Below are 15490 nucleotides of genomic sequence, written 5' to 3' on the forward strand. Positions count from 1 at the left end.
CCGCTCAGTGCAAGTGCACCGGCAGGGATTCGACGCCGTACACGATGGACAGCTTGCGGAAGGCCAGTTCCTGGGGTGGAACGGCGAGGCGCATCCGGGGAAACCGCCGGGCCAGGGCCGGATAGGCGGAGCGCAGTTCCATGCGCGCGAGTTCGGCGCCTATGCACCGGTGCATTCCGTAGCCGAAGGCGAGATGCCCCGAGGCCTGACGGTGCGGGTCGAAGCGCCCGTCGTCCCTGACGTACGACGCGTCACGGTTGGCGCCACTCAGCGAGCAGAGCACCATGTCGCCCTGCGGAATGACCACCCCTGCTATCTCGATGTCCTCACGGGCGAACCGCGGGAAGGCGATCTGTACCGCGGAGAGGTAGCGCAGCACCTCCTCGACGAAGGGCGCGGCCATCGCGTCGTCGGTCCGTATTCGCTCGAAGACGTCCTTGTTCCGCAGCAACACGAGTGAGCCGAGGGCGATCGTGCTGGCGGTCGTCTCGAATCCGCCGGTCAGCACGCCGTCGGCGAGACCCGCGAGTTCCTCGTCGTCGACGCTGTCGCCGTGCTCCTTCACAATCATGCCGAGCAGGCCGTCACCCGGTCTTTCGCGCTGTGCCTCGACCACATTCCTGAAGTACGCCAGCGACTCCGACATCGCACCGAACGGCGCGGTCGTCCCGCCGAACAGGTCGAAGCGGTCCATGGCCAGTTGCTGGAAGTCGTGGCGGTCCTCGTAGGGCACGCCGAGCAGCTCACAGATGGTGAGGGAGGGGATCGGCAGTGCGAACTCCTTCACCAGGTCGACCGGCCCCTGCTGGGCTTCCATCATGTCGAGGCGCTCCTCGACGATGGCGTCGATCCGGGGAGCCAGGCGCCGCAGCCGGCGCATCGTGAACTCCGGTGTGAGGATGCGGCGCAGCCGCGTGTGCACGGGAGGGTCGCTGAACCCGAGCCCGCCCGGACTCTGCTCCGCTGCCACTCCGGCGTTCGTGGCGAGGTGGGCGAAGTCGGTACTGAACCCGCCGGCCGAACCGAGCACGGCCTTCGACTCCTCGTATCCGGTGACCAGCCAGACGTCCATGCCGAACGGCAGCGAGACCTTGGATATCGGCTCATCCGCCCGGAGCCCGGCCAACTTGTCCACCGGGTCCAGCCCATCCCTGCGCAGCATCATCAGCAGGTCTTCGGGGAGCAGCCGGATCGTGGAGGATCCAATTCCGTACTTCTGGATCCTGGACAGATAGGTGCGCCCAAGCCGGGCGGTGATACGAGAACGGAACTTCGTCCTCAACATGTTCTCCATGGGTCGCGCGGTCCGCACGCACGGTGCGGAGATGAGAGGGATGTGCAGCGGGCTCGGGAACGGACAAGGACAGGCGCTGACGCGACTTGTACCGAGAGAGTCGTATCTCAGGGCAGAAGTCGCAACAACGCTGGTAGCACACGGTAGCGCGAGCGGGCGCGGCGGGCGGTCGGCAGCCTGCTCCGCCAGGGCCGGAGGGCCGGGGCGCCGGTTGGACAGGGCGCAATCACCGGGCGGCCGGTGTGAACACGGGACCCTGGCCGGGGCGGGGTGGCCGGACGGGCGGGCGCGGCACAGGGGTCGAACAGGTACTCGGCCTTCGTGCCCGGCTCCAAAGCGCTTGTCGGTGCCTGTGGTTGTACGTTCGCGCCGCCCGGCGGGCGCTTGTCCCACGGGTCATGGCCCCATGAAACGCCCTGGTCCCGCCCTGTCGTACGGCAGCAGCCCGGTGTGGGCCGAGGCCTGCGATGACGATCTGGGACGGTCAAGGACCGTGCCCGTCGCCATCGAGTAGTGCGGAGGGCGCGCGCCGAAGTGGCCTGCGGTACGGGCCCCTGGTGGCGCGCGGTGCCGACGTGACGGCACGCCATGCCCGTGGGCGCGACACGGTCGACGGCGCGGCCTCTCGCCGCACCCGTCGGGCCGCGTCCGGCTCGCCGGCGGGCCGCCGCCGGGACTTCGAAGGGCACCGCAACCGTCCGGTGCCCTTCGCGACCCGGCGGACGGGATACGGCTGTCAGAAGTCGGCGTTCCGCACCGGACACGGCCCGACGGGCGCCCGGTCCTTCTCCGGGATTCAGCCCGGCATCCTCCAGCGGTTGCCCTTCGCCGCCGCCACCAGGTCAGGCACGGTGCCGAATTTGAGCCGGGGACGCCCCTCACCGCGGCCACGTGCCGACTCGGCCCGGTTGATTGCCGCCAGACCCCGGGCGTCGACGACATGGCGGCTACGGCTCCGGGCGAGGCGGAGCAACGCCTTGGCCGAACCGGTCGGTGAGGGCAGCGCGCCGGCGACGGCGTCGGTCAGGAGGGTGCCGACCGTCTCGGCGGCGCAGACGCGATTGGCACCGATACCGCCCGAGGGCCCGCGCTTGATCCAGCCGACGACGTACGTCCCCGGCATCCCCGTCACCCGACCGTTCTCGTGCGGGACCGTGCCGGTCGCTTCGTCGAAGGGCAGCCCGGCCACCGGCACACCGCGGTAGCCCACTGCCCGCAGGAGGGCGCCGGCCGGTATGTCCAGCTCACCCGACCCTCCCGTCACGCGTGTGGCTTGGACGCGGGTGTCGCCCAGCACCGCCACGGGAGCGGAGTGGAAGCGGAAGACGATGCGCAGCCCGGACCCCGGCGCACGCGACCAGTCCACCGACTCGCGTACCGCGCCGCGCAGCGAAGCGGCCTTCCCGCCGGGCCGCGCGCCGTCGATCGCCCCGCCGATCCGCGGATCGTGGTCGTCCACGACCAGCTGCACGCCGGGCCGGTGTGTGAGGGCGAGCAACTCGGAGGCGCTGTAGGCCGCGTGCTCGGGGCCGCGCCGCCCGAGCAGGACCACCTCACGCACCTTTGAGGTGCGCAGCGCCGCCAGGGCGTGGTCGGCGATGTCCGTATCGGCCAGTTCCGAAGGATCCGTGACGAGGATGCGGGCGACGTCGAGGGCGACGTTGCCGTTGCCGGCCACGACCACGCGCTCGGCAGACAGATCGATGGCGTCCGGTGCGACCTCGGGATGGGCGTTGTACCAGGACACGAACGCGGTCGCCGAGTGGCTTCCCGTCAGCTCCTCGCCGGGGACGCCGAGTCGGCGATCCGTGGACGCGCCCACGGCGTAGATGACCGCGTCGTGATGTGCGGCGAGCTCGTCCGCGGTGATGTCCTTGCCGATCTCGACGCCCAGACGCATCCGTACCCGGGGATGGGCGTGGAAGCGTGCGAAGGTGTCGCCCACCTTCTTGGTCGCGGGGTGATCGGGCGCCACGCCGTACCGCACGAGACCACCGGCCACCGGCAACCGGTCGATCAGCGTCACTTCGGCGTTCGTGTGCAACAGCAGGTCTTCGGCGGCGTACATGCCGGCCGGGCCGGTGCCCACGACGGCGACCCGGATCGGCGCGAAGTCGGACGGCAGGCTGCGCTCGAACGTGGGAGGGCCCCAGATGTGGAAGTTCGGTCCCGTGCTGCCCGGTTCGGGCTCCTCCTCGGCGAAGTAGGCCGCGTTGATCGCGGCGTATCCCTTCTGCGCCTCGGGCAGGCCGTCCACGGGGAGGATCGCGTTGACCGGACAGGCGTCGGCGCAGGCACCGCAGTCGATACAGGACTTCGGGTCGACGTACAGCATCTCCGTGCTGCCGAAGGCCCGCTCCTGCGGTGTCGGGTGGATGCAGTTGACGGGGCACACGGCGACACACGTGGCGTCGCTGCAGCAGGTCTGTGTGATGGCGTAGGTCATGTCGTCGGCTCGGGTCGCTCGGCTCGGATCAGATCAGGTTCGCGCGCTTGTAGAAGTACAGTGCCGGCCCGGTGAGGAGCCGGGCCGACGCCAGGAACTCCATGAGGCCCGAACAGCTGGACCGGATCAGGGACTTGTGGTGCTCGTTCGTCCTGGCCTCTGCCACGGCACGCTTCGTGTCCAGCCCGGCGTTCGCGTAGACGCTCCGGTTCACCATGCTCGTGACGATGTAGTAGGAAGCGACCGCGATCACAAAGGCGTTGAGCTGCCGGCGCAGCGGACCGGCGTGCCGGAGATGCCTACGGGTCTCGTCGCGGGCGAACTTCATGTGCCGTGACTCCTCCACGACATGAATGTTGCTGATGGTGCGGACGAACGGTGCGACCCGCTCGTCCCGCATCCAGTCACGCTGCATGACGTCCAGCACCTCTTCCGCGACCAGAATCGCCGCGTAGGCAGCCTCGCCGAACGCCAATGTCTTGAATGCCCGTCCGAGTTCGACCACCAGCCGGTGCGGACGGTAGGCCGGGGCCCCCAGCTTCGCCGCGCCACGGGCGAACATGACGGAGTGCCGGCATTCGTCGGCTATCTCCGTGAGGGCCCACTGGAACCGAGGGTCCGTGGCGTCCGTGGTGTAGATGTCGCGCAGCACCATCTGCTGCAGGATCATCTCGAACCAGATGCCGGTGCCGGCCACCGATGCGGCCTCCTGCCGTGTCAGCTCCTTGCGCTGCGCATCGGTCAGTTCCTGCCAGTAGGTGGTGCCGTAGAGCGTGCTCCACTCGGGGCTCGCACCGTGGAAGTCCTTGTCCAGAGGGGTGTCCCAGTCCACTTCCGTGACCGGGTCGTAGGACAACTTCGCCGACGAATCGAGCAGGCGACGGGCGACGTCGTGCTCGTCGAGCCGGTCCTGGTTCTCCGGCCGAACGGTGCTGCCTGCCATGCTGCGGCTCCTTGGATCGACGGAACGACTCGACGTCGGCCGGCCGCGGCCCCATCTCGTGCCCGCGCGATGAGTCCGTCGGCAGCTGGACGCCACCCCCGCTTGTTAGACGCGGCGTCCAGCAAGCTGTTGGACGGAACGTATAACAAGACTGCCGTGCGGGCCTACCCCCCCGCAGAGAAATCCACGCGGTCTGCCGCCTGTCGACACCATGTCCCGACGACCGCGCAGCAGGGCTCGCCCGCCCTGCCGGACGCGGGTGCGTGCCCGGATGGCGCAGGTCGGGTGAGCGGCTTGGACGGGGCCCTGAGCGGCCGGTTCACGGATCGACGGAACCTGGCGGCCTCGGACGTCGTCCGCCTGGTCACCTTGTCGCTGAGCAGGTGTGTCTTCCCCGGCCGGCGAAGGAACACGGCCTCCGCCGATGCCTGCTCCGCAATGAACCGCGTTCCGCGGCGCAAGAGGACGGCGCTCGCATGGATGCGGTGCGAGGCCGCCGACCAGCGGTATCGAACGGCAGCACACCGCGTGCAGCGGGCCTCCGTGGAGTGGGCGCTCACGGCATTCCGCCTTTCCATGATCCATGGAAACGGCTCCTCTCAGAGGGAGATCGGATTCACCGCGAGCTGCGGCCTCCTGCGAGCAGGGGGCCGCAGCTTTGTCCGGCGGACGTCCACGGACATCGGCTCGCACGCAGGGGAGGGCCGGGGGATCTTCAGCACTTGGCCGCCCCGGCGTCCGCGTCACGTCGAACAGTGGGCGCGGGCGTTCCTGCCTGGTCGGGCTACTCGGACGGACCCGCGCGGTGGTCCTTCCCGGCCCGCGATTCTGCTGGTGGCCTGCGTGCGGCATACGTGCCCGCGCACGCCGCCAGCAGCATCACACAGCCCGTGAAGAGCAGGCCGGCCTGGCGCAGGCCGAGCCATGTGGCCAGGGCACCCACACCGACGACAGGCACCGAGATCCCGGCGTAGGCGACGACGAAGAACGCCGAAATCGTGCCGCCGCGGTGCTGTGCCGGGGCGGCGTCGCTGATCAGGGTGAGCGCCGCGCGGAAGGCGAGTCCCTGACCGGCGCCACCGCACAGGGCGCCCAGGACGAGCAGGGGCAAGGATTCGGCGATCAGTGACGACGCCACCAGTAGCAGGCCCACGACGAGGACGCCGCACCCCACGGGGAGCGCGAGACGCGCGCCGATGCGTTGCGTCAAGGACTGACCGACGGTCGAAGCGAGGAATACGGAGAACACCACGGCGCCCGTGACGGCCAGATTGTGCACCCCCAGTGTCTGCGAGACAAAGCTCGGCGCGACCGCGGTGAACAGCCCGAGGAGTGCGAAGCCGGCGAACGCCGCCAGCGACGCGGGTGTGAACACGTCCTTGACCTCGTGAGGAACCGTGACTCCCTGCGGCTTCAGGGGCGGCCATCTCTTCGGTTCCACGACGGTTTCCGGCAGGAACCAGGTGATCCCCATGGCGGCCGTCACCAGTCCGAGGTGGACCCAGAACGGCAATGCCAGTGGCCACGGGGTGTACTGCGCGAGCACGCCGGAGAGGAGTGGCCCACAGCCCAGACCACCCATGTTCGCGGCGGTGGCTGCGAACCCGGCCCGCGCCTTCTGCCCGGGACCGGCCAGTTCGATGACGGCCGCTGTCGCCGCGCCGCTCAGCAGGCCGGCCGCGCAGCCGGACAGCAGGCGTCCCGCGAAGAGCAGAGGCAGCCCGCTCTGCAGCAGGAAGCATCCCGCACTGCCGGCCGACAGGACCATGGCGCACAGGAGGACGGGTCTGCGACCTGCCTCGTCGGAGTAGTTTCCCGCCACGAGGAGCACGCCGATGACCGCGATGGCGTACACGGCGAAGACGACGGTCACGATCAGCTCGGAGAAACCGATCCGGTGCTGGTAGAGCCCGTACAACGGCGTCGGCAGAGTGGTCCCGGCCATCCCGATGGCGAACACCGCTGCCGCTGCCGGATAGCCCGGTCGCAGGCCGACGCCTGCGCTCACTGCCTCCTCGCGAAGGATCACGCACGCCACCCTAGAAGGGTTGTCCCGTAATCCCCGGCGGGCGCGCGACGACAGCTGCGGCACCTCGCCTCGTTGTCGGAACGTGCGCGTACATCCAGTACGCGGACGTCCCTCCGCCTTGCGATACGAGGGCCCATACGAATGTGGCCGGTCGACTTGAGACCTGGTTCTCGGGAACCGTCAGTCCCAGAGCTTGTATGTCACGACCTGCTGCGTCTGTGCCGGCTTGGCACCGGTGTAGACGAGCTGCAGCCGGGTGAATTGCTGTACCTCGGGATGCCTCTGCCAGCTCTTCGGGCGGTCGAGCCTCACGGTGACAGGATAGGAGTGGAATTTGCCCGCTGCGCAATAGGGTTGACAGTCATTGACCGCGTCGAGACCGCTCCCCACAGCGGACGTCGCACCCCATTTGCTCCAATGCAGTGCGATCAGACGGTTGTTGCCGTCGCCGCAGGCGATCAGGAAATCACCCGGGCGAACCTGTGAATTCGAGAAACAGTCGACGGCCACTGCACGAGCGTGCGAGGGCGACTCCGCGGAGGCGGAGGTCGGCACAGCCGCAGCCGCGAGGGCCACGGCGGCACACAGCATGACCGCGCTCCTGAATTTGTCTCGTTGCATGTCGGCTCCCCAGCTGCCCTTTTTCGAGTCCACGCGGCCCATCCGTTCACACCGCAACCGCTCCGCAGGCGGAGGCCCGCGCGGCAAGGGAAGTCGCCGGTGGCCGTGCACTTCTTCCAGCGGCGGTTCCAGAATCGACAGTACGACCGCGCCCAGGTATGCACCACCCGTACAGGTGAGAGCTGCGCAGACAGGGGACGAGGGGTCCGCTCCGTCCCATGGAGCGCCCGGTCGATGGAATGCTCGACCGGGCGAGAAACCCACTCGCCACTTTTCCATAATCCGGAAAACGGTCAGGCGCTGGTTGCCCCGAGACCCGATTGAGGTCTTCCCGGTCGCCCGACCTGCCGTCTCGTTTCCGGCTCGGATCGGCGGGGCCTGGCGAGTCCGGCCGGTTGTTGGGTGAGACTGGGGGGACGGCCTCCGAGCCATCCGCAGTCCTGACCATGACGAGGGGACGAGAGAATCATGAGCCGCCTGACTGTGGGGATGCAGATCTCCATGGACGGCTACGTCGACAGCAGCCTGCCCGACGCCAACTGGCAATTGTGGAATTGGGGTCCTGACTGGCCGTGGAGCGCGGACCTCCGCGCGGCCTTCAACGACCTGCTCACGAGTGCCTCGGGCATCCTGCTGAGCCGGCCCATGGCGGACGAGGGATACCTGGGGCACTGGGGTCGGATGGCGGAGCAGCATCCCGGCGACCCCGACTGGGAGTTCAGCCGGGCCATCGGTGCACTCCCCAAGTTTGTCGTGAGCCGGTCGGGCAGGCCCGAACTCGACTGGCCACGGACCACGGTGCTCGACGGCGAGCTGACCGACACCGTGGAACAAGCGAAGCAACAGGCCGACGGGGAACTGGTCTGCTTCGGTGGCGCCGGCCTGGTCTCCTCCCTGCTGCGAGAGGACCTGGCCGACGAGCTCCGGCTGTTCACCAACCCCGGCTTCGCGGGCGCGGGAACCAGCATCTTCGGGTCCCGGCTCGCCACGCGGAACTACCGGGCCGCCCACTCGGCCGCCTACGCCTGTGGCATCGTGGAGACCCGCTGGGTCAGCTAGCTAAGGGCTGTCCCGCAATCCCTGGCGGGCGCGCGACGACAGCTACGGCACCTCGCCGCGTTGTCGGAACGTCCGCATACATCCGGTATGCGGATGTCCCTCCGCCTTGCGATGCACCGCATCCGACGCCGCGCACTGATCCACCACGGATTACGGGACAACCCTTAGACGCACCCGGGCGCACTGACCAACGTGAAGCCTCTGGTGTCAGGGACGATCTTGTGGTGAGCACCGTCCTACCAGGGGCTTCACGCCTGTCCGGAGCAGAAACCCCCACGGCGCGAGCCGTAGGAATTCCCCCCCCGTTCACGAGAGGGAGGAAGTCAAGAACCAGTGGGTGTCGAAATAGCGGGCCATCGTGAACGGGTGGTGCGGGTCGATGAGGATGCGGCAGACGAACTCCGCCGCCCGGCAGTCGAAGGGGACGTCCTTGCCGTCGAAGGACCGGACTACGACGGGCCAGCGGTCAGGGTCGTCGCCGTCGGCCCTCCAGCAGTACAGGTCCTCGTGCTCAGTACCCGCCCAGATGAGCAGGCCGTCCTCCCTCAGATGCGTCCACGGCTCCTGGTTCAGGTCCAGGTATCCGTCGAAGGAACCTTCGCCGAACATCTGGACCATGCGCTTGTAGTCGCTCGGCAGCGCGGTGCCCAGGCGCGACTCCACCTCTGCCCAGGGCACGTCGGGCCGCTGGGCGGGCCGTGCCCAGCCAGTGACCCGTATGAGCCGCTCCACCCAGTCGACCTCCTCGTCCCCGTCCGGAGCGACCGCCAAGGGTTCTGGCACCTCCCTGTGAGCGACCACCAGCACGGGTCGCTCGGTCCCCTCGGCGTCCCGCGCCGTACCCGTGCCGACCCACTGATCCCCGTACGCCCACGCCCGTATCTTCACGGCCCGGTCCTCGAAGGGGACGAGGAGAGCCGCGCCTGCGGACTCGTCGACCGTCGGGTCGGTGAAGCCGTCGAGGACAAGAGTGCGCGGGGCGCCGTACCTGCTTTCGAGCAGGTCGGTCAGGTCCTGCGGGGCCAGGTCGCCGGGCAGGTACATGTACCCGTTCCCAGGGCCGATTCGGGCCAGCAGGTCGGTGACGGTCGCTTGCGTGAGTTCCATGGCGGACAGTGAAGTGCACCGCACCGACAACGGACGTGCTCATCGACGTGTCCGACGTCGATTCGGGAGGCGCTGCACTCCTTCATCCGGCGAGCCTGCGGTGGCATATGAGGGTCGCCGCGATGGCGGTGCAGGCGAGGAAGCGTTTCAGCTGTGCGCTCGTAGCGGCGGCGGAGACGCCGACGACCAGGGGCAGTCCGGCCACGTCCGACTGGACGTGGATCCAGGAACCGGGCTCACCCCCGGCCATCGCCCCGCTCGTACAGCGCGTCCCTCAACTTCACCAGGTGCATCAACAACGTCTATCCTCACCGGGTTACGCCGCTGACCAGGCGGGAAGAGCGGGGGAGTCACACCACCATGAGCGGTACGAACGGGGACGGCCGTGACGAGCGGGACGACATCGTCGACGGGGGTGTCAAGCCGCTCGCGGTGAGCGATCCCGCGCGCATCGGGCCGTATCTGCTGCTCGGACGGCTTGGTGCCGGTGGCATGGGGCGGGTGTTCCTCGCGCGGTCGGACAGCGGGCGGACCGTGGCCGTGAAGGTGGTGCACGAAGAGTACGTGTTCGACGAGCAGTTCAGGGCGCGGTTCCGGCGGGAGATCGAGGCGGCGCGGAGGGTCGGTGAGCGGTACACGGCGCCGGTGCTCGACGCGGGGCCGGGCGACGAACCGCCGTGGGTCGCCACGGGGTACGTTCCAGGGCTCTCGCTCGAGCAAGTCGTCCGGCTGTACGGGCCGTTGCCGGCGGCGTCCCTGCACTTCCTCGCCGACGGGTTGCTGAAGGCACTCAAGGATATTCACGGCGCCGGGATCGTGCACCGCGACCTGAAGCCGTCCAACGTGATGCTGACCGTGGACGGCACGAAGGTCATCGACTTCGGGATCGCGCGGGCGCTCGAGACGTCCGTCGAGTCCTTGTTGACCAGTACGGGGATGGCCATCGGCTCACCCGGGTTCATGTCGCCGGAGCAGGTGCGTGGGCAGCGCGTGGGGGTCAAGAGCGACGTGTTCACCCTCGGGTGCGTACTGACGTATGCGGCGACGGGGCAGCTGCCGTTCGGGCAGCGGGTGAGCAATCAGCATGCGGTGATGTTCCAGATCGTGGAGGGCGAGCCCGATCTGACGCGTGTCGAGGACGCCGCACTGCGGGCGCTCATCGCCCGGTGCCTGACGAAGGGAATCGACCAACGACCTGACGTCGACGAGCTGTTGGAGGATCCTGAGCGACCGCGCCCCCGTGCCGCACGCGGTGCCTGGCTGCCTGCCGGCGTCGTCACGCACCTCGCGCAGCAGTCCGCACGGCTGCTCGACGCCGAGGCGACGCCGCTGCGGGAGGAGCCCGTGGACCTGGCGACCGTCGGGCTGCGGCCGAAGAGCGGACCTCCCGCCGTCGTCCCGGCGGGAAACGACGCCACGACGCGACGGCGGGAGCACGAACGGCGGCCCCGTCGGCGCCACAGGCTCATCGTTCTGCCCATCGTTGCCGTCATCACCGTCGGCGGCGGCGGGGTCGTCCTGCTCCAGCCCTTCGCGGGCGGCGGCGGGGACGGAACACGCGCCCAGTCACCGGGCAGCAGCGCGAGTGCCACTCCCGATGGCAGCAACTCGCCCAGCAGACCCGGCAGTTCCCCTTCCAAGGGAGGGAAGGGGAAGGGCGGGGGCGACGGCAAGGGCGAGGACGCCAAGAAGGGTGAGGACGCCAAGAAGGGGAAGGGCGGCGAGAAGAAGCCGGGTGGGACGAACGCCCGGGAGGGCGAAGCCAGTTCATCCAACGGCAACAGCGGCTCCGACGGCGGCGGTACCGGAACCAGCGGCGGGTCCGGCTCTACGGGGTCGTCCGGCTCCTCGGGCTCGCACGGCGGAGATTCGTCCAGCTCCGGCGGCTCGTCCTCCGGCTCGCGGCCACCCGCCCTGAAGAGCTACAAGGCCGCGTACACCAACTCCTGTGTTGGCGCGTGCGACATGCCGATCAAGGTGAGCTGGTCGGCGATCTCCGGAGCGACCAGGTACGACATCCACTACACCAACACGGGCAGCAACTTCACCAAGAAGAACGTCGACACCACCTACTCAACCGGCAGCACCAGCTACACGATCACGGGTCCGTACTCCGGTGACGAGATCTGCGTCACGGTGCGCGCGGCCAACAAGTACGGTGCCTCTGCCTGGGCGGAGAGCTTGTGTGACACGGTGCCCTACTAAAGGGCGTCGTCGTGCCTACATCAGCGATCGACCACCGACGCGGTGTGCTTGTCCGGGCCGGGGGTACGGACGGGCCGCAGCCGGGCAGCGAACAGCACACATTCGGCCCCGTCGACGCGCTGCCGACGGGGCCGAAGGGCGGTCTACGAGTGGTCAGCCCAGACGCAGCGCCTCGCGGATCGTCGTGAACAGGTCGGTCTGGTCGGTGACGCCCAGGACCCGGTACGCCAGCGGCCCCTGAGCCGCGATCCGGACCTCGGTGCCGGTGTGCTCCTGCGACTGACCGGGCGCATTGGTCGAGTAGTTGACCTTCAGCTGCTGGCCCTCGTCGGTGACCAGCGTGGAGGACAGGCCGGGCGGCTGGGCCTCCAGGGGCACGATCTGGCTGGTGTGGCCGTGGTCGGCCGTGGTGACGACCAGGGTGTCGGGGTGCTTGGCGGCGTAGGCGCGTGCCACCTCGACCGCGCGGTCGAACGCCGCGGTCTCGCCGATCTGGCCGCACGGGTCGGCCGCGTGGTCCTGCTTGTCGATCGAGGCGCCCTCGACCTGGAGGAAGAAGCCGTTCTTGCTGTGCTTCTGCTTCTGCTTCTGCTTCGCCTCCAGGAGCTGGATGGCCTTGGCCGTCTGGTCGGCGAGGTTCGGGGTGCCGGAAGGCCGGTTCGGATTGGAGGTGACGCAGCGCTGCGGGTCGGTCCCGCCGACCGCGGCGGGCTTGCCCGTCCACTCGGTCGGCACGTTGCCGGGCGCGAAGAGCCCCAGCACCGGCTTGTCGCCCTTGGCCGCCTTCAGGGAGGCGTTGTCCTCGACGACCTGGTACCCGAGCTTCCGCGCCTGCTCGGTGACGGTCAGGCCCTTGTACTTGCCGTCGGTCACCTTCTGGTCGAAGCGCTGCTTGCCGCCGCCGAGGAGGACATCGACCTTGTGATCGACGCTCTGCTCCGCGATGGAGCCCGGTCCGCCCTTGGCGATCGTGTCGGTGGGGCACTTGGCCATATCGGCCGGGCCCTGGCAGGAGCGGTCGGTGGCATGCGAGGCCAGGACGGCCGGGGTGGCGTCGGTGAGCTCGGCGGTGGTCACCGAACCGGTCGCGTAGCCGCCCTTCTGCGCCAGCTCCAGAATGGTCCGCACGGCCTTGTCCGTGCCCGGCGTCTTGGAGATCCGTCCGTTGACCGTCTTCTGGCCCGTCGCCCAGCCGGTGCCGCTGGCCGCGGAGTCGGTGACGTAGTCCGGGGTGCCGTCCGCGTGCACCGCGTACGTCGTGTAGGCGCCGGTCAGCGGGAACTTGTCCATGTTCAGGCGACCACCCGCGCCCACGGTGTAGTCACGGGCCAGGGTGATCTCCGAGTCGCCCATGCCGTCGCCGATGAGCAGGATGACGTTCTTCGCCTTCCCGCTCTTGACGGCACCCTTGGCGTGCTCCGCCGTGTCGTACGCGCCGGCCGTCGTGGTGACTGCCACGGCGGCGGTGGCGACGAAGACCGCACTGGCGGCTATCAGGTGGTTGCGTGTCAGGCGCGGTCCGCGCATGGAGGTCTCCTTGAACAGGTCGGTGCAGGGTGCCAACGGTGATCAGTCCATCAGCGCCACGTGAACCGCGGACGACGTCCAGGCGCCCTCCGCCCTGCCGGGACGTGGCGCGTCGGTCCGCGTGCTCCGGGGAGTCCCGGCCACCCGGACGCCACGAGGACGGGACCGCCTCCGCTTGGCGCGGCGCGGCGCGGCGTGGCGCGCACGCCCGCCGGTGCCGGGGCGGGCGGTGTCGAACACTCCCCGCCCGCCCCGGCACGCGGGTGTCGTCAGGGAATGACCTTCAGGGTGGTCGGCTCGCCGTTGCGGTCCAGCGCGGCGAAGAGCGCCTTGATGTGGTCGGGGCGCAGCTTGATGCAGCCGACGGACCGGTAGTCCCGGTCACCCCGCCACAGCGACGCTCCGTGGACGTTCATCCTGCTGTGGATGAAGAGTTCGTTGCGCAAGGCCCCCTTGCCGTTGTTGCACCGCTTGTCGGCCAGCCGGATGGCGTATCCCTTGATCTGCCGACCGTTGTGGCTCTTGGTGCGGCCCTTGATCGCGTACGCCCCGTCGGGCAGCCAGCCGCCGGTCCTCCCGTTGCTGCCGACGTGGCACTCGCGGGTGTCGGTCCCCGAGCCCGCGCGCCAGTGCCCGATCTCCCGTGTGCCCTTGTAGGCGGTGAGCTTGGAATAGGTGGGGTGCTTCGGGTTCTTGTCGAACACCAGGTACACCGCTGCACCAGCCGCGGACGCGATCTCACTGTGCGCGGGGACTGCGGACGGTGTGACGGCCGTGGAGGCGGTGGCGGGTGCGGCGAGCGAGAGGACGGCAGCCGCTGCGACGAGGCCGGCGGCGCGTGTCTTGGCGCGAGTCATGATCGTTCTTCTCCTGTGTCAGGCAGAGGGATTGCCGAGCCCTCCACGGGCTCGGCTCATCCAGAATCCGCAGGACGCGGCCGCGTCACCAGAACCCTGGCCGGGCCCGCTCGCCCGCCGTCGTTTCACCCTGGTCCCGCGCTCGTCCCACCTCTTTGACCTGCACATATGGCAGAGGCCGGGATGGCGGAGGGATGACGAAGAAGATGTGCGAGACCCCGGAACAGGAGCTGCCCCGCGCGGAGCTGGCTCGCAGGATCGGTGCGGCATGGGCCCGGTCGGGCTGCCTGGCGCAGGAGCGGATCGAGGCCCGGCTCAAGCGCCGTTTCGACGGCCAGAAGAAGCGCGGACTGAGCGATTCCAGCTTCAACCGCTACAAGGATCCGACAGCGACGGCGCTGCCCGACCCTGCCGTCCTGATCGCCTTGGCCCAGATCTTCCACGTCGACGAAGGGGAAACGAAGGAGTGGGCACGGTTACTGGATCTGGCCCGGGCGGAGGAACGCAGGCGCAGGGCTGCCAGGGGGCGCCGCACCTCCTCACCCGCGCCGAGCCCCCTGGAGCCGGCGCAGGCCACCCCCGGTCACGCCGCTCCCGACCCCGCGGGATGCTTGCCCGTTCCTGTGAGTCCGGTTCCGGGCGCGCGCATGCCGTCGGGGTCGGCCGCACCGACGACCGGCGTCCCCGTCACACGCCGCGGCCGCCGGTACCACGGTGCGGCGGCCGTCGCCGCGGTCACCGCCGCAGCGCTGGTGGCGAGCTGGGCGGTCTCCGACCCGTCGAGGCCCTCCTCGCCGGGCCACGGGGCGCCGTCCGAAGGTCCGGTCGGCCCGGCCGCGGTCACGGCCACCGCGTCTCCGGGGCCGATGACCGGTGACTACCGATGCGGGATGGAGCGCGCTGTGGCCTGGGCGGCCTGGAGCGCCTGCACACAAGTCCTCGACGACGGCGACACCGTCCGGTTCGCGCTGCAGATCAACAATCCGGGGTCTCGTGCCCTGACCGTGCGTGCCCGTCTGTCCTGGGTCCGCAGCCAGGGGATCAGGCCCTGTCCGCGACCATGGGGCAACGGCGTCCGCTTGACCGTGCCGGCCGGGCAGGTCGCCATCACGCCGCTCGCGGCCTGCGCGCAGCGCGCCGACCGTCCCCGCGCCTACCAGGCCATGGCCTGGGTGATCGCGTCGTCGGACATGAGCTGGGGCACGCGCGAGACATCCCAGAGCGTGCACATCCAGGCCGACGCGTACCGGTGGAACGACCAGCTTTCATGAACTTCTCCGCCGCGACGGCCGAGGAGCGCCGGGTGTCTGACGAGCGGCCGGCCGGTTTCCCCTCCCGCGGGTGGGGAAACCGGCCGGCCGCACCGGCGGCGCGACCTGGAACTCGTTCAGCGAGCGGGGAT

Annotated in this window: 12 protein-coding genes; 3 read left to right on the plus strand and 9 right to left on the minus strand. The window is 69.5% G+C overall.

Annotated elements, in window-relative coordinates; all coding sequences use genetic code 11:
* Positions 1-4 precede the first annotated feature (4 nt).
* From ACIOHC_RS17600 to ACIOHC_RS17620, 5 genes are all read right to left on the minus strand, one after another.
* Positions 5-1285 (minus strand): cytochrome P450, encoded by a 1281-nt coding sequence (locus ACIOHC_RS17600; protein WP_351076554.1) that lies wholly within the window; start codon positions 1283-1285, stop codon positions 5-7.
* Between the two features lie 805 nt (positions 1286-2090).
* Entirely contained in the window at positions 2091-3740 is a 1650-nt protein-coding gene (locus ACIOHC_RS17605) for an FAD-dependent oxidoreductase (RefSeq protein WP_365690168.1), read from the minus strand.
* A gap of 28 nt (positions 3741-3768) precedes the next feature.
* Positions 3769-4683, minus strand: coding sequence for a diiron oxygenase (locus ACIOHC_RS17610; protein ID WP_351076388.1), 915 nt, complete (start codon positions 4681-4683; stop codon positions 3769-3771).
* A 784-nt stretch (positions 4684-5467) separates the two neighbouring features.
* Positions 5468-6712 (minus strand): MFS transporter, encoded by a 1245-nt coding sequence (locus tag ACIOHC_RS17615; RefSeq protein WP_389637018.1) that lies wholly within the window; start codon positions 6710-6712, stop codon positions 5468-5470.
* Positions 6713-6892: 180 nt separating this feature from the next.
* Positions 6893-7366 (minus strand): hypothetical protein, encoded by a 474-nt coding sequence (locus ACIOHC_RS17620; RefSeq protein ID WP_365690169.1) that lies wholly within the window; start codon positions 7364-7366, stop codon positions 6893-6895.
* A 435-nt stretch (positions 7367-7801) separates the two neighbouring features.
* On the opposite strand from ACIOHC_RS17620, the gene ACIOHC_RS17625 reads away from it, so the two are divergent.
* Entirely contained in the window at positions 7802-8392 is a 591-nt protein-coding gene (locus tag ACIOHC_RS17625; protein ID WP_401843124.1) for a dihydrofolate reductase family protein, read from the plus strand.
* A 306-nt stretch (positions 8393-8698) separates the two neighbouring features.
* Here ACIOHC_RS17625 and ACIOHC_RS17630 read toward each other — a convergent pair whose 3' ends face one another.
* Positions 8699-9499, minus strand: a complete 801-nt coding sequence (locus ACIOHC_RS17630) for a hypothetical protein (protein ID WP_365690171.1) — start codon at positions 9497-9499, stop codon at positions 8699-8701.
* Positions 9500-9581: 82 nt separating this feature from the next.
* The gene (locus tag ACIOHC_RS17635) at positions 9582-9749 is read right to left on the minus strand and encodes a hypothetical protein (RefSeq protein ID WP_351076380.1); all 168 of its coding nucleotides are present in this window, start codon (positions 9747-9749) and stop codon (positions 9582-9584) included.
* Between the two features lie 110 nt (positions 9750-9859).
* On the opposite strand from ACIOHC_RS17635, the gene ACIOHC_RS17640 reads away from it, so the two are divergent.
* The gene (locus tag ACIOHC_RS17640; protein WP_401843126.1) at positions 9860-11704 is read left to right on the plus strand and encodes a protein kinase; all 1845 of its coding nucleotides are present in this window, start codon (positions 9860-9862) and stop codon (positions 11702-11704) included.
* 153 nt (positions 11705-11857) lie between these two features.
* Here the strand turns inward: ACIOHC_RS17640 and ACIOHC_RS17645 are convergent, their stop codons facing one another.
* Both ACIOHC_RS17645 and ACIOHC_RS17650 read right to left on the minus strand, forming a co-directional pair.
* Positions 11858-13231 (minus strand): alkaline phosphatase, encoded by a 1374-nt coding sequence (locus tag ACIOHC_RS17645; RefSeq protein WP_401843128.1) that lies wholly within the window; start codon positions 13229-13231, stop codon positions 11858-11860.
* Between the two features lie 269 nt (positions 13232-13500).
* Positions 13501-14088 carry a L,D-transpeptidase gene (locus ACIOHC_RS17650; RefSeq protein ID WP_401843129.1) on the minus strand — a complete coding sequence of 196 codons (588 nt, stop codon included), beginning with the start codon at positions 14086-14088 and terminating at the stop codon, positions 13501-13503.
* 194 nt (positions 14089-14282) lie between these two features.
* Between ACIOHC_RS17650 and ACIOHC_RS17655 the strand changes: the two genes are divergently transcribed.
* Positions 14283-15359, plus strand: coding sequence for a hypothetical protein (locus tag ACIOHC_RS17655; RefSeq protein WP_351076370.1), 1077 nt, complete (start codon positions 14283-14285; stop codon positions 15357-15359).
* Positions 15360-15490: the final 131 nt, after the last annotated feature.

The organism is Streptomyces sp. NPDC088252, from assembly GCF_044740965.1.
Lineage (GTDB): Bacteria > Actinomycetota > Actinomycetes > Streptomycetales > Streptomycetaceae > Streptomyces.